The 24,216-nt window shown below is 64.6% G+C and carries 28 protein-coding genes and 2 tRNA genes; 10 read left to right on the top strand and 20 right to left on the bottom strand.

The window, feature by feature from the left end; all coding sequences use genetic code 11:
- Position 1 precedes the first annotated feature (1 nt).
- From astD to NCR37_RS05195, 10 genes are all read right to left on the bottom strand, one after another.
- Positions 2-1,474: a succinylglutamate-semialdehyde dehydrogenase gene (astD, locus tag NCR37_RS05240; RefSeq protein WP_250472078.1), complete on the bottom strand. Its 1,473-nt coding sequence runs from the start codon at positions 1,472-1,474 to the stop codon at positions 2-4.
- 12 nt (positions 1,475-1,486) lie between these two features.
- Positions 1,487-2,515 (bottom strand): arginine N-succinyltransferase, encoded by a 1,029-nt coding sequence (gene astA / locus NCR37_RS05235; protein ID WP_250472077.1) that lies wholly within the window; start codon positions 2,513-2,515, stop codon positions 1,487-1,489.
- Positions 2,512-3,558 (bottom strand): arginine/ornithine succinyltransferase subunit alpha, encoded by a 1,047-nt coding sequence (gene aruF, locus NCR37_RS05230; protein WP_250472076.1) that lies wholly within the window; start codon positions 3,556-3,558, stop codon positions 2,512-2,514. The genes astA and aruF overlap by 4 nt, the downstream gene beginning before the upstream one ends.
- Before the next feature lie 34 nt (positions 3,559-3,592).
- Entirely contained in the window at positions 3,593-4,822 is a 1,230-nt protein-coding gene (locus NCR37_RS05225) for an aspartate aminotransferase family protein (protein ID WP_250472075.1), read from the bottom strand.
- A gap of 129 nt (positions 4,823-4,951) precedes the next feature.
- Positions 4,952-5,920, bottom strand: a complete 969-nt coding sequence (locus tag NCR37_RS05220; RefSeq protein WP_250472237.1) for a GlxA family transcriptional regulator — start codon at positions 5,918-5,920, stop codon at positions 4,952-4,954.
- A gap of 70 nt (positions 5,921-5,990) precedes the next feature.
- On the bottom strand, positions 5,991-6,806 hold the full coding sequence (locus NCR37_RS05215) for an ABC transporter ATP-binding protein (RefSeq protein WP_250472074.1): 816 nt from the start codon (positions 6,804-6,806) through the stop codon (positions 5,991-5,993).
- Positions 6,807-6,839: 33 nt separating this feature from the next.
- Complete coding sequence (locus NCR37_RS05210) at positions 6,840-7,553, bottom strand: ABC transporter permease (RefSeq protein WP_250472073.1); 714 nt, start codon at positions 7,551-7,553, stop codon at positions 6,840-6,842.
- A gap of 11 nt (positions 7,554-7,564) precedes the next feature.
- Positions 7,565-8,254, bottom strand: a complete 690-nt coding sequence (locus tag NCR37_RS05205; RefSeq protein ID WP_250472072.1) for an ABC transporter permease — start codon at positions 8,252-8,254, stop codon at positions 7,565-7,567.
- Between the two features lie 271 nt (positions 8,255-8,525).
- Positions 8,526-8,924 (bottom strand): hypothetical protein, encoded by a 399-nt coding sequence (locus NCR37_RS05200; protein ID WP_250472071.1) that lies wholly within the window; start codon positions 8,922-8,924, stop codon positions 8,526-8,528.
- Positions 8,925-8,936: 12 nt separating this feature from the next.
- Positions 8,937-10,529: an EAL domain-containing protein gene (locus NCR37_RS05195; protein WP_250472070.1), complete on the bottom strand. Its 1,593-nt coding sequence runs from the start codon at positions 10,527-10,529 to the stop codon at positions 8,937-8,939.
- A gap of 294 nt (positions 10,530-10,823) precedes the next feature.
- Between NCR37_RS05195 and NCR37_RS05190 the strand changes: the two genes are divergently transcribed.
- From NCR37_RS05190 to rpsU, 4 genes are all read left to right on the top strand, one after another.
- Positions 10,824-11,378 (top strand): GNAT family N-acetyltransferase, encoded by a 555-nt coding sequence (locus tag NCR37_RS05190; protein WP_502800486.1) that lies wholly within the window; start codon positions 10,824-10,826, stop codon positions 11,376-11,378.
- A 31-nt stretch (positions 11,379-11,409) separates the two neighbouring features.
- Positions 11,410-12,003: an IMPACT family protein gene (locus NCR37_RS05185; protein ID WP_250472068.1), complete on the top strand. Its 594-nt coding sequence runs from the start codon at positions 11,410-11,412 to the stop codon at positions 12,001-12,003.
- Positions 12,000-12,332, top strand: a complete 333-nt coding sequence (locus tag NCR37_RS05180; RefSeq protein WP_502800485.1) for a 2Fe-2S iron-sulfur cluster-binding protein — start codon at positions 12,000-12,002, stop codon at positions 12,330-12,332. Before NCR37_RS05185 ends, NCR37_RS05180 begins: the two co-directional genes overlap by 4 nt.
- Positions 12,333-12,507: 175 nt before the next feature.
- Entirely contained in the window at positions 12,508-12,720 is a 213-nt protein-coding gene (gene rpsU, locus NCR37_RS05175; RefSeq protein ID WP_006999077.1) for a 30S ribosomal protein S21, read from the top strand.
- Between the two features lie 479 nt (positions 12,721-13,199).
- Here rpsU and NCR37_RS05170 read toward each other — a convergent pair.
- From NCR37_RS05170 to NCR37_RS05155, 4 genes are all read right to left on the bottom strand, one after another.
- A tRNA-Met gene (locus NCR37_RS05170) sits at positions 13,200-13,276 on the bottom strand.
- Between the two features lie 56 nt (positions 13,277-13,332).
- Positions 13,333-14,859, bottom strand: a complete 1,527-nt coding sequence (locus NCR37_RS05165; RefSeq protein ID WP_250472067.1) for a peptide MFS transporter — start codon at positions 14,857-14,859, stop codon at positions 13,333-13,335.
- Between the two features lie 249 nt (positions 14,860-15,108).
- Positions 15,109-15,735 carry a LysE family translocator gene (locus NCR37_RS05160; RefSeq protein WP_250472066.1) on the bottom strand — a complete coding sequence of 209 codons (627 nt, stop codon included), beginning with the start codon at positions 15,733-15,735 and terminating at the stop codon, positions 15,109-15,111.
- 47 nt (positions 15,736-15,782) lie between these two features.
- Positions 15,783-16,961, bottom strand: coding sequence for a porin (locus tag NCR37_RS05155; protein ID WP_250472065.1), 1,179 nt, complete (start codon positions 16,959-16,961; stop codon positions 15,783-15,785).
- Between the two features lie 205 nt (positions 16,962-17,166).
- Between NCR37_RS05155 and NCR37_RS05150 the strand changes: the two genes are divergently transcribed.
- On the top strand, positions 17,167-17,910 hold the full coding sequence (locus NCR37_RS05150; RefSeq protein ID WP_250472064.1) for an SDR family oxidoreductase: 744 nt from the start codon (positions 17,167-17,169) through the stop codon (positions 17,908-17,910).
- Between the two features lie 3 nt (positions 17,911-17,913).
- Here NCR37_RS05150 and NCR37_RS05145 read toward each other — a convergent pair whose 3' ends face one another.
- Entirely contained in the window at positions 17,914-18,642 is a 729-nt protein-coding gene (locus tag NCR37_RS05145; protein ID WP_250472063.1) for a ribonuclease HI family protein, read from the bottom strand.
- Between the two features lie 173 nt (positions 18,643-18,815).
- Here NCR37_RS05145 and NCR37_RS05140 point away from each other — a divergent pair, with 173 nt between their 5' ends.
- Positions 18,816-19,343, top strand: a complete 528-nt coding sequence (locus NCR37_RS05140; RefSeq protein ID WP_250472062.1) for a PRC-barrel domain-containing protein — start codon at positions 18,816-18,818, stop codon at positions 19,341-19,343.
- A gap of 37 nt (positions 19,344-19,380) precedes the next feature.
- Here the strand turns inward: NCR37_RS05140 and NCR37_RS05135 are convergent, their stop codons facing one another.
- A complete protein-coding gene (locus NCR37_RS05135; protein WP_175940026.1) occupies positions 19,381-19,626 on the bottom strand; it encodes a hypothetical protein in 246 nt (81 codons plus the stop codon).
- Positions 19,627-19,748: 122 nt separating this feature from the next.
- Between NCR37_RS05135 and NCR37_RS05130 the strand changes: the two genes are divergently transcribed.
- The gene (locus tag NCR37_RS05130; protein ID WP_350029048.1) at positions 19,749-19,991 is read left to right on the top strand and encodes a hypothetical protein; all 243 of its coding nucleotides are present in this window, start codon (positions 19,749-19,751) and stop codon (positions 19,989-19,991) included.
- Positions 19,992-20,018: 27 nt separating this feature from the next.
- On the opposite strand, the gene NCR37_RS05125 is transcribed toward NCR37_RS05130, so the two are convergent.
- Both NCR37_RS05125 and NCR37_RS05120 read right to left on the bottom strand, forming a co-directional pair.
- Entirely contained in the window at positions 20,019-20,756 is a 738-nt protein-coding gene (locus NCR37_RS05125; RefSeq protein ID WP_250472061.1) for a DUF2968 domain-containing protein, read from the bottom strand.
- A gap of 272 nt (positions 20,757-21,028) precedes the next feature.
- Positions 21,029-21,610 carry a hypothetical protein gene (locus tag NCR37_RS05120; RefSeq protein WP_250472060.1) on the bottom strand — a complete coding sequence of 194 codons (582 nt, stop codon included), beginning with the start codon at positions 21,608-21,610 and terminating at the stop codon, positions 21,029-21,031.
- A 213-nt stretch (positions 21,611-21,823) separates the two neighbouring features.
- Between NCR37_RS05120 and NCR37_RS05115 the strand changes: the two genes are divergently transcribed.
- The 3 genes from NCR37_RS05115 (at position 21,824) to NCR37_RS05105 (ending at position 23,114) form a co-directional block, all read left to right on the top strand.
- Complete coding sequence (locus tag NCR37_RS05115) at positions 21,824-22,102, top strand: hypothetical protein (RefSeq protein ID WP_250472059.1); 279 nt, start codon at positions 21,824-21,826, stop codon at positions 22,100-22,102.
- A 205-nt stretch (positions 22,103-22,307) separates the two neighbouring features.
- Entirely contained in the window at positions 22,308-22,682 is a 375-nt protein-coding gene (locus NCR37_RS05110) for a hypothetical protein (protein ID WP_250472058.1), read from the top strand.
- 66 nt (positions 22,683-22,748) lie between these two features.
- Positions 22,749-23,114, top strand: a complete 366-nt coding sequence (locus NCR37_RS05105) for a hypothetical protein (RefSeq protein ID WP_250472057.1) — start codon at positions 22,749-22,751, stop codon at positions 23,112-23,114.
- A 265-nt stretch (positions 23,115-23,379) separates the two neighbouring features.
- Here the strand turns inward: NCR37_RS05105 and NCR37_RS05100 are convergent, their stop codons facing one another.
- Together NCR37_RS05100 and NCR37_RS05095 are read right to left on the bottom strand one after the other, a co-directional pair.
- Positions 23,380-23,769: a DUF3597 domain-containing protein gene (locus NCR37_RS05100; RefSeq protein ID WP_250472056.1), complete on the bottom strand. Its 390-nt coding sequence runs from the start codon at positions 23,767-23,769 to the stop codon at positions 23,380-23,382.
- A gap of 327 nt (positions 23,770-24,096) precedes the next feature.
- Positions 24,097-24,186, bottom strand: a tRNA-Ser gene (locus NCR37_RS05095).
- Between the last annotated feature and the right edge of the window lie 30 nt (positions 24,187-24,216).

Raw genomic sequence — 24,216 nt, 5'->3', positions numbered from 1 at the left:
CTTAGAACGTGAGACCCGGCGATACGCTCGCGGGCATCTGCAATTGCGCGCTTTCCACGGATGCCATCGGATACGAGCAGTAGTCCGCTGCGTAATACGCGCTCGGCCGATGGTTGCCCGAACGCCCGACGCCGCCGAACGGCGCCGCCGACGACGCGCCGTTGGTCGGCCGGTTCCAGTTGACGATGCCCGCGCGAATCGTGCGCTGAAAGTGTCGCCAGGCGGCTTCGTCGTCGGCGAGCAGGCCGGCGGAGAGGCCGAAAGCCGTGTCGTTCGCGCGCTCGATGGCTTCATCGAAGCTCTTGTAGCGCGTGAGTTGCACCATCGGGCCGAAGTGCTCTTCGTCGGGCACGTCGCGGGCGTCGGTCACATCCAGAATCGCGGGCGTGACGAAACCGAGATTCGCCGCGCGCTGCTGCATCGCAAGCAAGGGCCGTGCGCCGGCTTCGATCAGCTGCGTTTGGGCCGCGACAAGCCGTGCCGCCGCCCGCGCCGAGATGACCGCGCCCATGAACGGCTGCGGCTCGTCGTCGTAGGCGCCGATGCGGATGCCCGCGCTCACTTCCATGAAGCGTTGCAGGAAACGCTCGCCGAACGCATCGTCCGGAACGAAAAGACGGCGCGCGCACGTGCAACGCTGACCGGCCGAAAGAAACGCGGATTGAATTGTGTGATGCACGGCTGCGTCAATGTCCGCGACCGGCGCGACGACGAGCGGATTGTTGCCACCCATTTCCAGCGCCAGCACGATTTCCGGCCGCCCGCCGAACTGGCGATGCAGGAGCGTGCCGGTATCCGAGCTGCCGGTGAAGAAGAGTCCGTCGATCTGCCGGTGATTGGCGAGCGCGATGCCCGTGTCCTTTTCGCCTTGCACGAGATTGAGCACGCCCGCGGGCAGCCCCGCTTCGATCCACAGTGCGACGGTGGCCGCCGCGACGCCCGGCGCGAGTTCCGAAGGCTTGAACACGACCGCATTGCCCGCGATCAGCGCCGGCACGATATGGCCGTTCGGCAAGTGCCCCGGAAAGTTGTACGGCCCGAACACGGCGACCACGCCGTGCGGCCGGTGCCGCAGCACCGCGACGCCATCGGCCATCGGCGCGCGCTTCTCGCCGGTGCGCTCGTGATAGGCCTGCACGGAGATATCGACCTTTGCGGCCATCGACGCCACTTCGGTCCGCGCTTCCCACAGCGGCTTGCCGGTTTCGCGGCCGATAGCGTGCGCGAGCGATTCCTTGTTCTCGTTCAGAAGCGACGCGAAACGCTTCGCGACGGCCACGCGCTCGTCGAAGCTCACGCCGGACCACGATGCGAACGCGCGCCGCGCCGACGACACCGCGCGGTCCACGTCGTCGGCGGATGCGCTCGCGCCTTCCCACACGGTTGCATCGCTTGCCGGATTGCGCGACGCGAACGACGCGCCCTGCCCGTCCTGCCATTCACCGCCGATATACAACTGGTTTCGGATATCCATGACGTCTCTCAATTATTTGGCGCGCGGCGAGGTCAGCACGCGCACGGTGTCGCCGTTTTTCACGCGCAATGCGGCGGCTTCGTCGGCGGTCAGCAGGAACGTGCCGTCTTCGACCGCGCCGGTGATTGCGCCGCAGCGGAAGTCGTCGAGCGAGGTGTTCGACACGAGGCTCTTCGCATCGCTTTGCGTGGCGTCGCGCTCGCCGATGCGCACCGTCGCGAGCACGCTTTCGCGCACCGTGCGCAAGTCCGCGACGTGACATTCGAGCACCGGACCGGCATCGAAAATATCGACGTGGTTTTCATAGCGCAGGCCTTCGGCTTCGAGCATCTTGCGCGCGGGCGCGGTGTCGCGGTGCGTGACGCCGACCGTCTGCTGCGCGGACTCCGGCAGCAAGTCCAGATACACCGGATAGCGCGGCATCAGTTCAGCGAGGAACGACTTCTTGCCGTGGGAGCTCAGGTAATCGGCTTCGTTGAAGTCGATCTGATAGAAGTGCGAGCCGACCGCGTTCCAGAAAGGCGATTCGCCGTTCTCGTCGAAATGGCCGCGCAATTCCGCGCACAGCCGCTGCGGAAAGCGCTCCCGGAACTGCGCGATGAACATGAACCGCGAGCGCGAGAGCAATCCGCCCACGCCCGCCGTGCGATAACGCGGGCTCAGAAACAGCGAGCAAACCTCCGAGTAGCCCGTGAGATCATGCGAGATGTTGAGCAGCGACATGCGCGTCCACACGCCCATGTCCTTGCTCGCATGCACGACCGTCGACACGCGATAGTTGTAGAACGGCTGCTCCAGCCCGACTTCCGTTTCGATGCCGCACACGCCCGCGACGTCGCCCGTGGCGGTGTCTTCCATCACGAAGAAGTAGCCGGCTTCGAACGGCTCGGCCTCGCCCGCGAGCGTGCGCCGCGCCCGCTCGACGCGTGCGGCCAGCGCGGCGCGATCCGGCTTGAACGTGGTGAGCCCCGGGCCCGTTTCCAGCGCCAGCGCGACGAGCGCGTCGACATCTCCCGGCTGCACGCAGCGCACGACGATCATTGCAATTCTCCCGAGGCTTGATGCAGCGGCACGCAGCGCACCGTGTCTTTTTCCGCGACGCCGAGCGCGCTGCACGCATCGGCGCTCAACGCCGCGCCATCTGAGCGCGTGCCCGTCAGTTCCGCGACGATGCAGCGGAACTCATGCGCCCCGCCCGCCGCGACGAGAAACGCCGCGCCTTTCGTGTCCGTGCCTTCGCGCACCGCGCGCAGTTCGCCCGAACTCGCCGATGCGCTCTTGTCCACGGCGAGGGTCAGCACCGGGCCGGCGTCGAAGATATCGACGAAACGGTCCGGCTCGAAGCCTTCTTCGAGATGAATGTCGTAGGCGAGCAGCGTGCTTGCGTTCGGCTCGCCGAGCACGCGCTGCGCCTCGCCTGGCAGAAGCGGCACGTAGAGCGGATACGTCGGCATGACTTCCGCGATGAACGTGCGGCTGCGTCCGCCCGACTCCAGTTCGACCTGCTCGAAGTCGCGCCCGAAGAACTTGCGGCCGACGGCTTCCCAGAACGGCGACACGCCCGCGTCGTCCGTGACGCCGAGCATCAGCGAGAATACTTCGCTCGAAAAACGCTTGCGGTTCGCCGCGATGTACAGCATGCGGGCGCGCGAAAGCAGATGCGCGGTGGCTTCGCCCTCGGGCGTGCGCAGCGACGGATCGATGTAAAAGCCCGTGAGCCGGCTCTTGCCCGTCAATTCGTGCGACATGGTGAGCGCGTGAATCTTGCGGTTCACCTTGAGTTCGCGCGATGCGTGGATAAGCGCGTCGTTGCGAAACGTATAGAACGGCTCGGAATAGCCCGCCGACGCGACGATGCTCGACGTGCCGTAAAGCTTGCCCGTGCGCGCGTCTTCCAGCACGAAGAGATAGAACTCCTCGCCCGGAAAATCGACTTCGGCGCGGAACGAATCTTCGGAGAGCGCGACGCGCGTTTCCAGCGCGCGCCGGTCGCGCGGCAACGAGTGCAGCACGGGCGCGGCCGAGCGCGCCATGCGCTCCAGCTCGTCGAGATCGGAGAGTCTTGCCGGACGAACGAATAGCATCGCCGTTTCCTGTAAAGCGTTGGTCAACGATGAATCAGCGCGCGACGGCCGTCGCGTCCACGACCTGCTCGATCGCCTTCTCGATGCGCGCGAAGCCTTCGTCGAGATCGGCCATCGGCATGATGAGCGACGGCGCGAAGCGCAGCACGTTCGGCCCGGCGATCAACATGATGACGCCGTTGGCCGCCGCCGCGTTGAGCACGTCCTTCGCGCGGTCCTTGTAGGCGTCGGCGAGTTCCGCGCCGATCAAGAGACCGCGGCCGCGAATTTCCCTGAACAGGCCGAACCGCTCGTTGATGCGCGCAAGATGCGCCTTGATTGCTTCGCTGCGCGCGCCGACGCCTTCCAGCAATTTCGGATCGCTGATCAGTTCGACCACCTTCTCCGCGATGGACGCGCCGAGCGGATTGCCGCCGTACGTCGTGCCGTGAACGCCGACCTTGAAGTGCTGCGCGATGTCATCCGTGGTCAGCATCGCGCCGATCGGAAAGCCGTTGCCGAGCGCCTTCGCGGTCGTGAGAATGTCGGGCGTCACGCCGTATTGCATGTACGCGTAGAAGGTGCCCGTGCGGCCGACGCCCGTCTGTACTTCGTCGAAAATCAGCAAAGCGCCGTGTTTGTCGCACGCTTCGCGCAAGCCCTTCAGGAACGCCGGATCGGCGGGCAGCACGCCGCCTTCGCCCTGCACCGGCTCGACGATCACCGCGCACGTCTTGTCGCCGATGGCTGCGAGCGCCTGCGCGAGATCGTTATACGGCAGATGGCGGATGCCCTGCGGCTGCGGCCCGAAGCCTTCCGCGTACTTTGGCTGGCCGCCGACGCTCACCGTGAAGAACGTGCGGCCATGAAACGACTGCGTGAACGAGATGATCTCGATCTTCTCGGGACCGAACTTGTCGATGGCATAACGGCGCGCGAGCTTCAACGCCGCTTCGTTGGCCTCGGCGCCCGAGTTCGCGAAGAACGCGCGATCGGCGAAAGTCAGGTTCGTCAGGCGTTTAGCGAGACGCAATACCGGCGCATTCGTATAGCCGTTGCCGATGTGCCAGAGCTTCTCGCCTTGATCGTGCAATACCTTGAGGAGTTCGGGATGGGCGTGGCCCAGCGCCGTCACCGCGATGCCGCCGGCGAAGTCGATGTAATCGCGGCCTTCGGTGTCCCATACGCGCGAGCCGCGGCCTCTGTCCGGCACAAAATTGGCGGGCGAAAACACTGGAACCATTACTTCGTCGAACGTACCGCGATTCACATTGATGTCGGTCATGTGCCACTCCTCTACGGGTTCTTGCTGCGTCGTATTGCAATGCTTTCGATATTAGGCGCTTGCGTGCGTTCCGTCTTGCGCGTTCGCGACATGCTTTCATGCGCTTTCACGCTACGGTTAAGTGTCGATTCAACGCGACTCGGGCGGCTCGATCAACGCCCCGCCGCGCGGTTCGTCGAGCGCGCCGCGCTGCTTTTCGATCCAGTTGCGCCGCTCCTCGCGCGGCGTCACGCCGAAGCGGTCACGATATGCATTGGAAAAATGCGCCGCCGATGAAAACCCGCACGCGAGACTGATCTGCACGACGGACTTGCTCGTGCGCTGCAACTGCGTGCGCGCCTTGGTCAGACGCAGATTGAGGTAATACTTCGAGGGCATCGCGCCGAGATACTGACGAAAGAGCCGCTCCAGTTGCCTGCGCGAAATACCGACGAGATTCGCGATGTCATCGGTGGACAGCGGATCTTCGATATTCGCTTCCATCAGTTGCAGCGCGTCGTTCAGGCGCGGATGCCGCTCGCCCGGCGCGGTCACGAACGGAATGCGCTGCCGCTCCGTGCCCGCGCGCAACGCGCCGACGCCGAGCGAATCCGCGATACGCTCCGCCAGATCCTGGCCGTGATCGCGAGCGATCATCGCGAGCATGAAGTCGATGCTCGCCTGGCCGCCGGCGCAGGTCGCGCGGTCGCGGTCGATCTCGAAGATCTGCTGCGAGACGATCGCCCGCTCGAACTGCTCGGTGAACTGCTGGTACGTCTCCCAGTTCACGGCCACGCGATATTGCGCGAGCTGTCCGGCCATCGCGAGCCACCAGACGCCGTGATGGATGCCGGAGACGAGCGGCGTGCGCGGCGCGACGCGCGCGAGGCTCGCGAGGAAGAGCCGGTAGTCGGCGAACTGCTGATAGCGTTCCGAAACGACGATCAGCCAGTCGCAATGAACGGCGTCGTTGAAGGCGCAGTCGGCGGGAAGCTGCGCGCCGCCCGAAAGCGGCACCGGACGGCCATCCCACGAACAGACGCGCCAGTCGTAGAGACGATGCCCGTCGATTTCGTTGGCGAGCGTGAGACTGTCGATGATGGGCGCGATGCCGCTCATCGATACCGGCGGCAGCGCGACGATCGCCACTTGCAGCGGCCCGCGCGCCGGGCCCGAAGCACTCGCCACGTTACTTGAGACTGCCCGACAGGAACTGCTTCAGGCGCTCGCTCTTCGGCGCGCTCAACACCTCGGACGGCGCGCCTTCCTCTTCCGTGCGTCCCTGATGCAGAAACATCACGTGATTCGACACGTTGCGCGCGAAACCCATTTCATGCGTCACGACGATCATCGTGCGGCCCTCTTCGGCGAGCCGCTGCATGACCTTGAGCACTTCGCCGACGAGTTCGGGGTCGAGCGCGGACGTGGGTTCGTCGAAGAGCATGACGTCCGGGTGCATGGCGAGCGCGCGGGCAATGGCGACGCGCTGCTGCTGCCCGCCGGAAAGATGCGACGGATACTGCTTTTCCACGCGCGGCGGCAGGCCCACTTTCTCCAGATACTCGCGCGCGCGTTCCTCGGCTTCCTTCTTCGAGATGCCGAGCACGTGAATGGGCGCTTCCATCACGTTCTCGATGGCCGTCATGTGCGACCAGAGATTGAAGTGCTGAAAGACCATCGCGAGCTTCGTGCGCACGCGCTGAAGCTGCTTGTGATCGGCGACTTCGAGAGCGCCGTTGCGGTCGGTCTTCGTGCGCACGGCTTCGCCATCCACGACGATCTGCCCCGCGTTCGGCTTTTCCAGGAAGTTGATGCAGCGCAGGAACGTGCTCTTGCCCGAGCCGCTCGCGCCGATGATGCTGATGACATCGCCCGCGCGCGCCGCGAGCGACACGCCCTTCAACACTTCGTTGTCGCCGTAGCGTTTGTGAATGTCCTCGGCGACGAGCTTCGTCGCGACGTCTTTGGCTTTCGGCTCCAACGCAATCTCCTCGGGTGATGACATGATTCTCCGCACGGCTTGGAATTTTACCGCTCGTCAGGCGCGCGACGGGCGCAAATACGCGAGCCAGCGGCGCTCCGCGCGTCGAAACGCCGCGACGAGCACGAACGAAATCGCCAGATACAAAAGCGCCGCGATGCCGAACGAACCGAACGATTCATACGTCGCGGAATTTGCGTCGCGGGCGACCTTCAGGATGTCCGGCACCGTCGCCGTGAACGCGACGGTGGTCGCGTGCAGCATCAGGATCACTTCGTTGCTGTACAAAGGCAAGGCGCGGCGCAGCGCGGACGGCAGGATCACGCGGCGATACATGGTGAACGTGCCCATGCCGTAGGCGCGCGCGGCTTCCACTTCGCCGTGCGGTATCGCGCGGATCGCGCCGGCGAAGATCTCAGTCGTGTAGGCGCAGGTGTTCAGCGCGAAGGCGAGCACCGCGCAGTTGAAGCCGCTGCGAAAGAACGCTTCGAGCACGGAATGCGTGCGCACGAATTCCAGGCTGTACATGCCCGTGTAGAGCAGCAGCAGTTGCACGTAGAGCGGCGTGCCGCGGAACACGTACGTGTAGAGGCGCACGGGCGTCGAGAGCCAGCGGCGCTTCGAGACCCGCGCGCAGGCGAGCGGCACGGCCGCGCAGAAGCCGATGGCGATTGACGCCGCGAGCAGCCACAGCGTCACGACAAGACCCGACGCGCGCATGCCGTCGGAATACAGAAACGGACGCCAGTATTCAGCGAAGATCGACATCATGGTCTCTGTCCTCAAAGATCGGCGTGGCGCACGCCCGTCGAATAGCGTTGTTCCAGTGCCATCAGCACGAAGTTCGACGCCGTGGTGATCGCGAGATAGATGAGCGCGGCGATCAGAATGAAGAAGAACATGTTGAACGTGCTTTTACCCGCATCCTGCGCGGCCTTCACCACATCCGCGAGGCCGATGATCGACACGAGCGCCGTCGCCTTCACGAGCACTTGCCAGTTGTTGCCGATGCCCGGCAGCGCGAAGCGCATCATCTGCGGAAACAGGATGCGGCCGAACACGCGCATGCCGCTCATGCCGTACGCGCTGCCCGCTTCCAGCTGCCCGCGCGGCACCGCGAGAAACGCGCCGCGAAACGTCTCGGTGAAATACGCGCCGTAGATGAAGCCGAGCGTGAGGACGCCCGCCGTAAACGGATCGATATCGAATTGATTCCAGCCGAACGCATCGGTGACGTGGTTGATCGCGATCTGGATGCTGTAGAACAGCAGCAGCATCAGCACGAGATCGGGCACGGAGCGGATGAGCGTCGTGTACGCGGTCGCGATGCCGCGCAAGAGTCCGTGCCGCGAGAGCTTCGCCGACGCGCCGGCCAGTCCGAGCAACACCGACACCGCGAGCGAAAGCAGCGCGAGCGCGAGCGTTTCCTTTGCGCCCGCCCAGAGCAGCGGGCCGAAGCCGTACAGCGACATGAGCGCCTCCTGTTTTCGTCTGAACGAGGCGGCGATCCTGCCGATGCGCGCCTCCCGGATTGGCGCGGATAGTCGCAAGCGAAAAGCAATCGCTCAAAGAAAAGGCGTCGGCTTGCTGCAATGCAGCATCCGGTGCGCAGGCGCGGCGCGCGGTTCATGCGCCCGCGCCGCAACGTCGCCCACGCGCGACAGCCGTAGAAACCCGCATGGGCGCGTCGTGCGGAATTCGTGCTTTTGCGTCGCTTTTTCGATAGCGAAGGACGCGGCGCCGTCAGCCCGCAGACACGCCCCGCACGACTTGCACCACGTGGCCATTCGCGACCGCGATCTCCGGGCTCGCTTGCAAAAGCGGGAGGAAGCGTTCAGCGAAGACGGGATCGCGCGTTTCGGCGCGGAACATCCCGATGACCGCCTTCGCGTGCCCGACGCGCGCATCGGGCGTGGCTTCGTCGTCGTCGAGCACGTCGTCGAGGGCGGCGATGAGCGTCGACAGCGGCGAAAGCCAGCGATACGCGCTGCCGTTGATCACGATCTGCAGGAATTCGCCCGGCGACACCGGCCCGAACTCGGCCTCGTGCGCATGGCGCAAATGCGCGAGCACCGCGCGATGCAGCGCGAGCAGCGGATGTCGCACATCGCGGAGAAAGGAAACGGCGGTTTGATCGTCCATGAAGGCGTCCGGTTAGGGCATTAGCGAGCGTGTCGCGCCCGCGTAGCGAATGAATTCGGCGGCCGTGAGCGGCGGCGAAAAGAGCCAGCCCTGCCCGAACTGCGCGCCGCGCGCATGCAGATACGCCGCTTGCTCTTCGCGCTCGATGCCTTCGGCAATCACTTGCACGCCGAGCGTCGCGGCCATCTCGATGATATGCGAAGCGACGCTGCTCGACGCCGCGTCCTGTCCGACCGTATCGACGAACGACTTGTCGATCTTCAGGCCGTCCACGCGAAACGTCTGCAAGTGCGACAGGCTGGAATAGCCGGTGCCGAAATCGTCCAGATAGACGGCGTGGCCCGCCGCCCGAAACGCGCTGATGACCTCTTTCGCCGCGTCGGCGTCGAGAAAGCCGCGCTCGGTGGCCTCGATGCGGATCTGCTGCGGCGGGACACCCTGCCGTGCGAGCGCGGGCCCGATCACGCCGACAAAGCGATGCGTCGTCAGGTCCGGCGCGGACACGTTCACCGAAATGTAATAGTCGGCGTAGCGCCTGAGAAAGTCGCCCAGTTCCAGCAGAACGGTGTCGAGCACCTGATCGGTGATCGCCTGAATGAGCCCGCGATGCTCGGCGAGCGGAATGAAATGGTCCGGCCGCACGATGCGGTCGTGGTGCTTCCAGCGCACCAGCGCTTCGGCGCCGACGCATTGGCGCGTCGCGAGATCGACGATCGGCTGATAAGCGACGATGAACTGGTGGCGGCGCACCGCGTCGCGCAACTGACCGCGCGGCGAGAGCCTGCGCACGATGACATAGGCCGCCCAGCCCGCGCACAGCACGCCCGTCGCGATCCCGGCGAGCAACCACTCCCACGGCAGCGAGCGCGCGCGCGTGCGCCACGTCTCGCGCGGCGTGCTGACGACGACCGCGAGCGGCATCGTCGCCGAGCGGCGCACGGCCACCGACGCGCAATCCAGCAGCGACGGCGAGCTGCGATAAACGGCGAGGACCGCGGACACATCGGTGGCCGGCGTGCCGGCGATCACGCGCCGCGCCTCGGTGTTGATGACGGCGACCTCCGGCGAGCGTCCGATGTTCGCGTCGATGCCGTCAAGGTAGAGCGACGGATCGGCGGCAATGTAGACGCCGCCGCGCCCCATCACGAGCGAATCCTTGCCTCCGGGCAGCCGCGCCATCCCGTACCACGCGCTCACGCCATCGCGAGAACGCCAGTCGGGCGGCGGCAAGGCGAGACTGTCCGACGCGCCCGCCGACACCGCGCCGAGCGACGACGAGCATTGCCACCGGCCGTCGCGGTCGTAGGCGCCCGCATCGCGCAGCGGCGCACTCGTGAGCGCGATGCGCCGCAGCGCCCGAAGGTAGCTCGTCGAGCACGGCGCGTCGCTCACGTTGCCGATTTCGCCCAGCGCGCCCGACAGACGCCGCGTCAAGTCCTCCGCCCGAAGGAGCGCGGCATCGGCCAGCTTGCCGAGCCGCTCGACGCGCGCCTGCCGCTCGCTGCGGGCGGCAAGCGTCAAGCCGATCCCCGCCGGCGCGAGCGCCGCGATCATCACGACGACGATCAGGAGCGCCGCCAGCGCCCCGCGTTCAGGTTTGTTCATTCGTATTGTGGTCGTGCGCCGCAAGGCAGGACGCTCGGGCGCGTTGCCGCGCCGCGTGCGCTCTTCGCGCTGACGTGCCTGCGTTGCGACGGCTGCACTGGAAGCGGGGAACGGGACGCCGCACGAGGCGCATGCGCCGGTCGGTCGACAGGCGCCTTAGTGTAGAGGGCGGCCAGCGCGCGACTCAACGCTTATTTAGCCAGAAAGTCGCGCATTGAGTGGGCTGGCGCACGGCCGCAAGCGATTTCCCGGTCCCGGCGCGCCGTGCGAAAATCGCGGCTGCACTGCCCGCCGATGCGGGCTGCTTCGACCGCCATCCGAGAACCCGCCATGACATCGAGCGGCGCGCCAGCGCCCATCATTCGCGACGCCGCGTCCGGCGACTTCGACGCCATCGCGCGCATCTATGCGCACTATGTGCTCCACGCGCTGGCGACCTTCGAGGAGGCGCCGCCGACGGCCGATGAGATGCGCGCGCGCCACAGCGCGGCGGGCCTGCCCTATCTGGTCGCGGAACTCGACGGCGAGATCGCGGGTTACGCGTATGCCTCGACGTATCGCGCGCGCTCGGCTTACCGGCATACGATCGAAGATTCCGTCTATGTCGCCGACGGCTTCGGCGGACGCGGCATCGGGCTCGCGCTGCTTTCGGCGCTCGTCGAGCGATGCGAGCGCGGCCCGTGGCGACAGATGATCGCGGTGATCGGCAACAGCGGCAACGCCGGGTCCATCGCGCTGCATGCGCGGCTCGGGTTCGAGCATGTCGGCGTGTTGCGCGACGTCGGCTTCAAGTTCGGCCGATGGGTCGATACCGTGCTCATGCAGCGCGCGCTTCGCGCCTCGGCCTGATTCCATTCTGTTTTAGTAGACGCTGCCCGCCTTGCCCACTTATACGCTCGCCTCTACCGTCAGCGCCGAAATCGACGTGCGCAAGAGCCGCTTCATCGCGCTCGCCGTTCCGGTTTCCGGCCGCGACGCCGCCATGCGGGAACTCGGCCGCCTGCGCGCCGAGCATCCGACGGCCACGCATGTGTGCTGGGCGCTGCTGGCAGGCGGCCAGTCGGGCATGTCCGACGACGGCGAACCCTCCGGCACCGCGGGCCGCCCGATTCTCGAAGTGCTCCGGCATCACGAAGTGGACGGCGTGCTGGCGGCGGTCGTGCGCTACTACGGCGGCATCAAGCTGGGCGCGGGCGGACTCGTGCGCGCGTACACCGACGCCATCGCCACCGCGATGCAGTCGGCCGAGCGCATCGAGCGCATCGAGCGCGGCCTGCTCGCCATCGAAATCGACTACGCCGACGAAGCGCGTGTGCGCCGCTGGATCGAGCAGCACGAAGCCGAGCTGGTCGACAGCGCCTATGGGATGACAGTGCGGCTCGTCGCGCGCATGGCCGCCGCCGCGCGCGAATCGGCGGCCGCCGAACTGCGCGATCTCACGCACGGGCGCGCGAACGTCGAGGTGCGCCCGTGAGCGAGCCGCGCGTCTTCGCGATGACCGTCGCGCCGCGCGGCGATGTCGTCGCTGTGCAGCCGGGCGAATCCCTGCTCGACGCGGCTTGGCGCGCGGGGCTGTCGCTGCCCCGCTCGTGCCGTAACGGGACGTGCCGGACATGCATGTGCAGGCTGGAATCGGGCGACGTGGACTATCGCATCGAGTGGCCGGGGCTCACGGCGGAGGAGAAGGCGGACGGCTGGATTCTGCCGTGCGTGGCGCGCGCGCGTTCGGACGTGACCATCCATCAGCCGGACGCGGGACCGCGCGAGCCGGAAGACCGTCCGCGCCGTTCTCGCGGCTTCTGAGCCAGCACGAGGCCGGGTTAGTCAGGATTTGTCGTCTCGATTCAACGACCTACGATGTGAATCCCGAGCCGCGCCGCACAGATTCTCGCGCAAAGAGGATGCAGCGCGCCTCTCAGAAAGTGTACAATTGCGCTTTGCCCCAAATTCTGGCAGGGCCAGATCAACCGAGATTTCAATGACTAAAGTACTGTTGAAAGAGAATGAGCCTTTCGACGTCGCCATGCGACGTTTTCGCCGTACCGTCGAACGCACGGGCCTGATTCAAGAACTCAAGTCGCGCATGGCGTACGAAAAGCCGACGACTGAGCGCAAGCGCAAGAAAGCTGCTGCTGTCGCTCGTCTTCGCAAGCAGATCCGCCGCGCACAACTGCCGAAGAAGTTTTATTGATCGCTGCGCAAAGCTATCGACGGTGGGTGTGACGCCCTCGTCTTTTGCATTGCGTGGTAGGTCGGCGGTCTGAATTCGAACGGGTCGCGGTTTTGCGGAAGCGGCGTTGAGAACGCCGGACGCGAAAGCTCGCTGATAGCACGTCTAGCGCGTGCGCCCGGTCGGATGACGGTCGAAGGATTCGCAGAAAGCCTGCATGAGTTGGTGCTCATGCAGGCTTTTCGTGTTTGGGGTGGTCGTTTGGTTCACAGCGCAGCGAGGGCTTGAGACGAACTTAGTCAGTCGAGCCGACGAACGTATGCACTCGCCTAGTGACGGAATGGAAACAGTGGAGACTTTGACGATATACGGATAACAAGCAACGCAACTGCCTTGTTACGACGCGTCGATTTAGAAAAACCTGAATGGCGCTAACGCCACTGAGACAGCGTCCCCAAGCGGCTTGATACAACGGCCGCCGGAAACGCGATTTTGAATTCTGGTTGCGGGGGTAGGATTTGAACCTACGACCTTCGGGTTATGAGCCCGACGAGCTGCCAGACTGCTCCACCCCGCGTCTGAAGAATTAGATTATAGACTGAACCGCTGGGCGTCGTCAAACACGGTTTTCGCTCAAGACGTCGAAACCGGCGTCATGCGCCCGGCATCGGTGCTCGCACCCGAGCCTGCCGCGCGATGATGCGCGCGCGACAGTCTGCCGAGCAGCGGCAACAGCACGAGCGCGATCGCCGCCCCGCCTGTCGCCAGCCATCCGAGCGACACGAAAAGATGCGTGTACAGCGGCAAGGACTGAAGCGGATCGAGATGGCCCGGCGGCATGCGTGCGACATTCGCCACGACGGTGCCCAGATACTGCGACACCCCTGTCGCCACGAAATACGCGCCCATCATGAAGCCGCCCATGCGGGCGGGCACGTAGCGCGCGATCATCGCAAGGCCGAGTCCGGACACCAGCAATTCACCCAGTGAATAGAGGCCGTAGCCCGCCACCATGAACCACGACGACACGCGGCCCTCTACCGCGTAGCGTCCGCTCAGGCCGAACACGAAGAAGCCCACCGCGACCACCACGAAGCCGAACGCATATTTCGCGGCCACTGACACGTCGCGGCCGCGCTTCGCGAGCCCCGCATAAGCGACGGCGAGCAGCGGACTCAAGATCATGATCCAGATCGGGTTCAGCGCCTGAAACTGCGCCGCGCTCCAGGTGAAGAGACGGACGCCGGCAACCGAGAAAGCAGGATCGACATTGCGCAGCGCGAACAGCGTGAGCGACGTCGACATCTGCTGATAGAACACGAAAAACAAGATGACTTGCAGCGTCAGAATGAGCGCCGCCCAAAGGCCGGCCCGCTCACTGCGGTCGCAGCGCACGAGCATATAGCCGAAGATCGCGAGAATGCCGAGCGCTGCGGCCCAGACGCAGACCCTCGCTACCGTCTGATGCTGGAGGATGAACACCGTCGCCGCCGCGAGCACGGCACCGCCGGCCGCGACCGCGACAAACCGGCCCCAGCGCATCGGCTGATCGTCCGGTGCGGAGCCTACATGGGCAAGCGTGCGGTGCATCAGCGCGAAATTCACGAGTCCGAGCACCATGCCGCCGCAGCATACGGCGAAAGCCGCGTGCCAGCCCCAGTGGTCCTTGATCCACGGCGTCGCGAGCATCGAGAACGTCGATCCGATATTCACCGCCATGTAATAGATGGTGAAGGCGCTGTCGATGCGCGCTTCGTCGCCTTCGTAGATGCGGCGCACGAGATTCGCCGCGTTCGACTTGAAGAGCCCGTTGCCCACGACGATCACGCCGAGCGACGCATACATGAAGCCGAGCGCGTCGTAGGGCAGCGCGAGCATGAGGTAACCGAGCGACAGCACGATCGCGCCGAAGGTCATCGTGCGGCGGGCGCCGAGCACCTTGTCGCCGATCCAGCCGCCGATCGATGGCGCCGAGAACACGAGCGCGGAAAATGCGCCCCATGTGAGATTGGCGTAGTCGTCGGCAAAACCGACTTTATCGATCATGAACAGCACGAGCAGCGCGGCCATGCCGTAATAACCGAAACGCTCCCACATTTCGATCAGAAAGACGGTCGCAAACGCGCGCGTCTGCGACACGGCGGGCGATTGATTATTCATGGGGACATTCCTTCAACCACAGAAGCGGTACGACGCCTGCGAATATGCGAAAAGATTGAAACGAACTCGTCCTAAAACGGACGGCCACTAAGCAAAAGCACGTGATTATCGCTTATCGCCGACCGAGAAGGCGTGCATAAGCCGCAACGACTTATTCCGAATCAAGCCGCCGAGCTTTCAAACGTGCGAGCGGAGAAAATCGCGAAAAGAAAAATGACAAACATCCCGGCGCGCGGACGAGGCGCGTTGTCAGGCCGCCGGACGGCGCACCAGCGCGAGCATCACGCCGAAGCCGATCATCAACGCGCCGCTCACGCGATTGAACCACCTGAACCCGCGAGCGCCGCGCGAAAGCGAACCGAGTCGCGCGCCGAGCGCCGCGTAAATGACGATTGCGACAAGCTCGAACAGCAGGAATATCGCGCCGAGAATCGCAAAGCTCGCCGCATACGCGCTGCGGTCGACGAATTGCGGAAAGAAGGCAGTGAAGACGAGAATCGCTTTCGGATTGCCGGCGGCGACGAGAAACTCCTGCTTCGTGAGCCGCGCGAGTCCGGCAGCGCCCGCGCCCTCTTCGCCCGTAACGGTTTGCGGTCCCGAGCGGATCAGCTTGATGCCGATCCACACGAGGTAAGCCGCGCCCACGAGCTTGATCGCCGTGAAAAGCGTCTCGGACGCGAGCAGCAACGCGCCGAGTCCCAAGCCGGCAATCGCGATCATGACGGCGAACGCGGCGAGCCGTCCGAACGACGCAAGCACAGACATGCGCACGCCCCGACGCGCGCCGTTCGAAAGCGAAAGCATGTTGTTCGGGCCGAACGCCATGTTGATGGCGAAACACGCGGGCACGAACAGCGAGAACGTCTGGATCGACATGGGACACCCTTCGAGGCGAGCAACGGATTCCCGCCAAACTACCAGATTCAGAAGCGGTGGCGAATGCCTGTTGTGAACATCAACTGATTGCGGCCGCTCGACGGGTCGTTCGTGTTGATGACAGCAGGCGCGTCCGACGACGCGCGCTGATAGATGGACTCGACATACACGTCCGTGCGCTTGCCCAACAGATAGTCCACCTGCAACGCGCCTTCGTGCCAGTGCGCGCCGCCGCCGTTCGTGTACACGTACATGCCGGCGAGCAGAATCGCGGGCGTCAGCTTGTAGATGCCGTTGATCTCGTAGTTATTGAGCGCGAGCGATGGCAGCGCGGCGCCGGTATCCACGTCGTTCACGCCGGAATTGATCGAGCGGGAGAACGCGCCGGCAAGCTGGAAGTCGCCGATGCCGTAGCTCATCGCGACGCCGAAGGTGTTCTGCCGCTGCACGTTCGCCGCAATGACGGCGCCCGGCGCGTTGCCCGGGAGCGCGAGCGCGTCGTACGCGCCGCCGGTCGTGTTGCCGCGTCCGTCGTTGTGCAGATAGGCCGCCCCGGCGCTGAACGAATCGAGCGTGTAGTTCGCGCCGATGCTGTACGCGCGGTTATTCGCGAACCCGCCCGCCGCGTTCGAGAACGCGTAGAGGCCGCCGAAGCTGAAGCCGCCGTACGTCGCGCTCGTGTATTTGACGGAGTTGGCCGCGAGGAACGAGTTGTTCGCGTTGTCGTTGTCGAGCACATGCGCGAAGGCCGTGCCGCCCGTGCCGCCCGTCAGTGTGAAGGGCGCGAAATAGTCGTGGATGGAGTCGTACTGACGGCCGAACGTAAGGGTGCCGAGCGCGTCGGTGCCGAGGCCGACGTACATCGGGTGATCGTTGAGGCCCTGCCCCGTCGACACCGCGTAGCCGCGCTCGAGCCGGAAGATCGCCCGCGCGCCGCCACCCAGATCTTCGCTGCCTTGCAGCCCCCAATAGCTGCCGTCGATGGTGCCGGTCGTCAGCCGGTATTGCGCATGCCCGCCGACATTGCTGACATACGCTAGGCCCGCATCCAGCTCGCCGTAAAGTTGCACGGAGCTTTGCGCCCATGCCGCGCCCGGCACGCCGATGAATCCGATGCACGCCGCGAGCGCAGCCACGAAGTTCGGCCGGGCGGCTGCGGGAGAAACTGCACGCCGGGCGCGGGTGACAGAGGGCGCGACCTTGCGCGCGGTTGGACGGATGGGCATGAAAGAACTCCAGACTCGTTTCGCGGCTGACGATTGTCGATTCTGCAGGGCATCTTGTCAGGTAAAAAAGCGCTCGGCGCACGGATGTGACCCATTACCAACGGATGAGCGCGAGCCCCTTCCCAAGTCGGCATTTCGGCGCTATTGAGGCGAGCGCCGCTAGAATCGAAAGACATCGACTCCCTTCATGCCACCGGATCTCTCCATGCCACAGACCACTCTCGCGATCGTTACCGGCCACACGCGCGGCCTCGGCGCGGCGCTCGCCGACGCACTGCTCTCGCGCGACGCCGAGATTCTCGCGATCTCGCGCAAGCGCAATGCGGCGCTTGCCGCGCGCTATCCCGGCCGGCTGCACGAAGCCGAGCTGGATCTCGCCGATCTGTCCGCGCTCGGCGCCTGTCTGGCGGACGGCGCGCTGGGTCGCTTCCTGGCGCGCGCCGATCGGGTGCTGCTCGTCAACAATGCGGGGATGCTCGCGCCCGTCGGGCCGCTCGCGGATCAGGATGCGGGTGCGGTCGCGCGCGCAGTCAGCGTGAACGTCGCGGCTCCGCTGATGCTTGCCGCTGCCTTCGCCGCCGCGAGCGCGCACGCGGCGGACCGGCGCGTCGCCCATATTTCGAGCGGCGCGGCGCGCAACGCGTATCCCGGCTGGAGCATCTACTGCGCGACGAAGGCGGCGCTCGACCATCACGCGCGGGCGGTGGCGCTGGACGACAATCGCGGCTTGCGCATTTGCAGCGTCGCGCCGGGCGTCGTGGATACGGACATGCAAGCCGAGATTCGCGGCACCGCGCTCGAGCGTTTCCCGCTGCGGGAGCGCTTCGACACGCTCAAGCGCGAGGGCCAGCTCGCGACGCCCGAGCAGTCGGCAAGCAAGCTCGTCGATTTCCTGCTGAGTGATGCCTTCGGCAGCACGCCGACCGCCGATATCCGCGAACTCGGCTGACCGTCAGGCCGCCGATACCGCGCACGCAGGCGCATCGGCGACGGCGAGCGCCTCACGCGACAGCCGGTCCGCGTGCGCGTTGCGGGCGCGCGGAATCCATTGCAGGCGGACTTCGCCGATTTGCGCGATGAGCGCCCGCACGCGCGCCGCGTGATCCGCGAGCGAGCGGATGCCGCCTGCTTCGCCGCCCGATTCACCGCCCGATTCGCCGCCCGATACGCCCACGCGAACGTCGTCGATGACGACGCGGCTGTCGCCATAGATCGTCAGATTGGCGGCGCCTTCGCGCAGCGCCGCTTCAAGGAGCGCAGTCAGCGCGAGATATTCGGCCACGCTGCTGTCGCCGTGTCCGGCCGTCGCGCTGATTTGCAGCGTGTTGCCCTCCGGACTCTTGAGCACCGCGCCTATGCCGATGCGCCCCGGATTCGGCAGCGCGGAACCGTCGAACCAGCCTGTCCACGCGCTGGCATCGCTCAGTCGCGGCTCGGACGCGGGCGGCCGCGGCGGACGGCTCGCGCGCGCAAGCCTGCGCAGGCGCAGCGCGTCAGCGGCTCTCGCGTGCGCGGCGCGCCGTGCATCGACCAATTCCCTCAAGGACTGCGTGCCCGCCGCTTTCGTCAGCGTCATCACAAGCGCCGCGTGCTCCGAAAACGCCGCGCTCTTCACCAGCCGGCGGCTTTTCAGACGTTCCTTCTTGTAGGCAACGGCGAGCAGTTCCTCGAATTCGATCATGGGCGGCACGAAGGATGAACGAGCCCGCAGCTTAGCAGAACGCAGCGGGCGCACGGGCGCGGGAATTGCTCATCGAGAGGAGCCCGAACATGAATCGACGCAACAAACCGGGCAACGGGGAACGGTCAGCCAGACACACGCCTGAACATCCAGGAAACGCCAAGGAGCAGATCATGAACCGACCGATGGAGGAATCTTCCGGTGGTGTAAAGATCATCGGCAAGGGCGCCGCGACAGCCGCCGGCCCCGGCCCCGACGTCATGGCGGCGAGCACGCTGGATGGCAACGCAGTGTTAAGCAGCGACGGACACGACGTCGGCTCGCTCAAGGAAATCATGCTGGACGTGACGAGCGGCCGCGTGGCGTACGCGGTGCTGTCGAGTGGCGGCTTTCTCGGCATCGGCGACAAGCTGCTGGCCGTGCCCTGGAGCGCGCTGACGCTCGACACGGACAACCGCTGCTTTCGCCTGGCCGCGACGGCCGATCAGGTGCGCAATTCGCCGGGTTTCGACAAGGACGCGTGGCCGTCGATGGCCGATCCCGTCTGGGCCAGCTCGGTGCATCAGCACTATGGACGCGAGCCGTACTGGTCGAGCGGGTCCAGCGGGCCCAGCGCGCCGGGCACAAACGACGTGACCGACACCGGCGCGATTCCGCCCGGCGGCGTCGACGCGCCGGAAGCCGGCGGCGTGAAGCTGTAGCGAAACGCACGCCGGACGGCGCACGCATGCGCGGCAATCAGTCGAGCGGACGCTCGCCGAGCGGCAAGTCGACGTCTTGCGCGTCGTCGCCCATGAGCACGCGAAGGACGTCGGTTGCGAACTCTTCCACCGCAAAATGCCATTCGAGCGAGCCGACCGGGAAGTCGTTCGGGCTGCACTTGCCCTGAGCGCGACGGATCGCGCCTACGGACAGACTCAGCGCGCGCGCGTGCTGGAAGTGCGGATCGTTTGAATCGAGAAACGGCAATTGATCTTTATCCATGACACCCTTCTGGCCCCGGCCGCTGACACATAACAACGATATCGGCCGGAACCGGAAATTCTTTAGTACCGGCTTTGTTTAAATGCTTCCCGCCCGCCCCGCGGCGAGAACGAGCGGAGAAAATGCTTATGCAGCCCTATCGGAACGTCGCGGGCAATTCCGGCGTGTCGGCATACGAGATTCTGCGCGACGGCATTCGAGTGCGCTTCGCCGACGGGCGGACGTATCTCTACACCTACCGCCACTCGGGCCGCGCGCACGTCGAGCAAATGAAGCAGCGCGCCCGCGCCGGTCGCGGGCTCAGCAGCTACATTTCGCAGACTCACGTTCCGTACGCCGACAAGGACGAGCGGAGCGACGCTTGACGGCGCGAGCGCGCCCGAGATTCTGCCTCAACGCCCCGATGGCAGATGTGGCACCGTTTCGTTGCTGGTCGCGGCAAGCTGGTGCATTTGCCGTTGCAGCTTGTTCAGTTGCGCCTGAGCGGCCACGCGCCGCACTTCCAGTTGCGCAAGGTCCTTGCGCACCTCTTGTTGCCTGAGCGCAACTTCCTGGTCCTGCGTACTGCCGCGCTGGAGATCCACGCGGGAACGTTCGACCTGCGCCTCGGACTCGGCAATCAGCCGTGCGAACTGCTCGTTTTGCGCCTGCAGGTGCGCGCGCCGCAATTCTGCTTCCGCGAGCCGCACGGCTTGCTCGACGAAATGACGGAATGCGGGCTCGGCGGCGTCGATATCGCCCGCTTTCAGCACACGCCATACGGCGTCCTCATGATAGAGCACGGCATAGTAAGTGAGATCGCGCGGATAGAAAAGCAGGCTCGCACTATACGCGAAACTTTGAAATGTCCGGAAAATGGCGAGCGTCGATTGCTGGATCAGCCACTCGACTTCGGCGATCTGCGCCGCCTGTAAAGCGTGCGTGGCGAACGGCGCCGACGCGCCGGCCGGGCGCAGCGGCGTGACGCGGGTGGCGGTGGAAGGCGCAGCGGGTTCGGATTCTTCGGACGACTCCGGTGCGTCGGCCCTGTTTTGCGCAGCGAAGCGGACCGGAGCACTTCCCTTCTGGCGGAGAAGGAACGACGGCGCGTTATCGAGCAATGTGCCGCGTCTGCTGAGCAGGCTTTTCACGATGACTCCGTAGTTGACTTACGGCTGCGTTTCTGAAGTTCCCTGATGAACCCAGGGTGCGTTATGCCTGTCGCATATTCTGAATATTCGAGCTGATTATTCTGGATGACGAACAAGCGACCATACGAAAAGAACGAACTTTCGGCTGACGAAATTCAGTATAGGCGAGGGATTTTCAGATGCAATCAATCACAGGAAGCAAACATAATCGGCTGCATGTCGATGCGCTAAATCGTGCGTAACCCGGTCTTTCGTTTCGCGCGCACAAATCATTACATGTGCCGGTAAACGGCCTGCAATCCGCTCATGCGCAAATTGGCGAGTTGCGCCGAGCGAGCTTTCGACATCAGCGCCACCATTCGCATGATCCGGATGCCTTGAATGCCGCACGCGATGCCGGGCGTATCGGCGAGCCGCGATTCGAGATTCTTCATGCGCCCGTACAGATTGACGATTGGCTCGGCCGGCGTTCCTTCTCTAATGGCGTAGTTGGCATCGCCGTTCGTCACGACGGGCGCGCACAGCCGGTCAGGGCCGGCCTGACCGTCGACGAAGGAATCGGCGAGAATCTCGGGCGCTTCGAAATGCAGGCGCCCTTCATTGCGATCCCGAAAATAGTCATAAACCGCCTCGAGATGCGCGGTGGGAGTCTGTTCGATGCGCCGCGCCGTCGCCGCGCACCGATGCAGTTTCCAGTCTTCTTGCTGACTTACAGCGGCAATCAGATCGGCAATGCGCGATCTCAATTCCTTTTCGCGTTTTTCGATGAGAGCGTCGAGCATTTTCGCTTCGTCGCTATTGCGATCGGGCAAGCTGTCGCTCCATGCCAATAGATCGTTCAGTGTGATCGACATGAAACACTCCGTTGCATTGGGCTCATTGAATCGAATCCGGGCGGCTCAAGTTCGTTTGGAGCGCGAATTGTAATGAATCGGCATCTGTTTGGTAGCGCCATATTCATCGTAGATGGTTTTGAGATAACCGGCATGTTTCGTCTGTAGAGCGCGGCACAGCCGATGCTGGGACGTTTGCAAGGCGCGCCTCGCGCCTCGAACCAGGAGACAGCCATGAAAGCGACCGCAGCGATAGCAGGCGCCCTTCTCGCGCTTGCCAGTACCGCCTCCCTTGCGCAAGACATGACGCGCGACCAGATGAATCAACGCCCGCCAACACAGCAGGGACAGAACGCCTCGCCGGGCGGCGCCAACGATGAGGCGCAGGGCGGCGCGCCTTCGGGCACGTCCGGAAGCGGCACGCTAATGCAAAAGCGCGAGCAAGGCATGTCGCCGGACACGTCGCAACCGCCGGCGCGCGGCTCCAAGTCCACCGGGACGATGAAGCAATAACGCGCCCGCCGTTCTACCAAGCAAGCGCAGCGACGCCGGACGGCGAACCGGGGCCGTTGCGCGCCGGTTGGGGCGCCGAATCTCTGCCTCATCGACGTAAAACGTAAAGGATCGTTGCCGACTGCGCGAATAGGAATAGTCCTGCTGTATTTTGTCCGGCGAGCCGATTAAATGCCAGATTCTTCTGCACAAATGAGGCTCGCATATGAAAGACCTGCACATTTCCGTCGACGCGAATGGCCGCGCAACGCTGTCGCACTCCATGCACATCAAGGAGCACTGCCTGAACCGTGCGCGTCTTTTGACGTCGCTCGTCAATATCGTCGCGGCGCCCGGCGGCTTCGAGCACTTCTGCTCTTACCCCGAGTCGATGCGCCGCGACATTCTGAGTCTTCTGCACTCGGTCGCCGAAGAACAAATTCCGCTCATCTCGGCGCTGGAAGAGCACACCGCGCGCGCGTCGTACGACCGCGGCGTCCAGGCCGCGCGCGAGTTCCTCGTGCAGGAGCAGGCAGCCAATTCCGCGCTGCACTTCGACGCCGAAAACCACCAGCCGGAACAGATGGTCATCGCGCACTGAGCGACGCGTTCGTCGCGTCGAACGCGCTATTCAATCGGTGATGAATCGAGCCGCACGCCTCATGTCGTGCGGCCTTCACCGCATCGCGCTTGGAAATCGAAAACGACAAGAACAAACATCATGCTTGCACGAAAAGCCTGCTTCGCTCTGCTGCTTCCCTTTACGGTTCTGACGCTGACCACGCCCGCACTTGCCAAGTACACCGAAGAGTGGATCGAAAGCGGGAACGTCACGCGCTCGCAGGCGGCGCCGCGCGCCGGCGAGAAAGCGACCGCCGCGCCGAGCGCCGCAGCCTCACGTGCGCCCGCCCAACCGGGTCGGCCGAAAACGCCGCAGACAGCTTCGCCGTTCGACAAGGATCCGATCGCCGCTTATGCCGACGATCCGATCGCCGAGTTCGCGCGTCCTCGGTCGAGACGCAACCATCTTTGATGCTGCAACAAGAAAGCACGAATCGTCCGATTCTCCGCCTCCGCGCGCTCGGTTAATCTTGCGCGGTGTCGCAGGAGGCGCTCTGACATCGCCCGCCCTGCCATGTGCGCGACGGTTTGCGCATTATCAGAGGCGCGGACGTTCAGGTAGGCGATCTCTTGCGACGCCCTATTACGGCAACAGCGCGATCACCGATTAACGCAAAAATTTACCCGCGACCAGCAATGAACGGCTGGATCGCGGGTTTTCTTTTTTGCGCGCGCGTTTAGCCGATGAGATCGGCCGGCAACTTGCCGCCGTTCGCGGCGAGCGCCTGCATCAGTTGCTTGTGCAGCCAGATGTTCATCGACGCGGAATCGTTCATGTCGCCGCTGTACTTGAGCTCCGTGGCGAGCTGCTTGCGATGATCGAGACTGCTGTCGACGTCGAGCAGCTTCATCATGTCGACGATAGAAACGCGCCAGTTCAGCTGCTGGCTGCTCTCGCTCGCCAGTTGATCCATCACGGCGGCAACGTCGATGTCCGACAGTGGCGCGGGAGCGGCGGCGGCCTCGACGCTTGCCTGCGGCGCCGGGTCCGGCGCGGCGACGGGTGCCGGGTCGGCGGGTTTCGCTTTGTGGAAGATCTTGCCTACGATGTCACCGAAGATGCTCATGTGTGTGTCCTTTGCGAGTTAGCTACGGAAGTGCCGGCCGCTTGCCGGTCAGCGACGAGACGCGGCGATGGCTACCGGGGCTTTAACGCCGGGCGCTTCGGTGAGTTGACTCGCTGGGACAAAACGGGGCGGATTTTGATGAATAGTTGCAGTGGTGATTAGGAGTCCCGTTGATGCTGGACGCGCGTGCGCGTCGCTGAATGACGAAGGCGATTCTTTCCCGGGACCGTTGCGACCACGCTTGCGAGATCGTCATGCCCTTGCCGAGCATCGACAAAAGCAAAAATCCCGCAAGCCGATGGGCTGTGCGGGATTCGGGAATCGTTCTGGCGGAGAGAGGGGGATTCGAACCCCCGATAGGTTTTACCCTATACACGCTTTCCAGGCGTGCGACTTAAACCACTCATCCATCTCTCCGGAAGACTGCGATTATACCAAGTTCCCGCC

The organism is Caballeronia sp. GAFFF1 (assembly GCF_023630705.1).
In the GTDB taxonomy this organism is placed as follows: domain Bacteria; phylum Pseudomonadota; class Gammaproteobacteria; order Burkholderiales; family Burkholderiaceae; genus Caballeronia.
The sequence above is the reverse complement of the archived record's forward strand: the minus strand, read 5'-3'. Positions and strand labels throughout refer to the sequence as shown.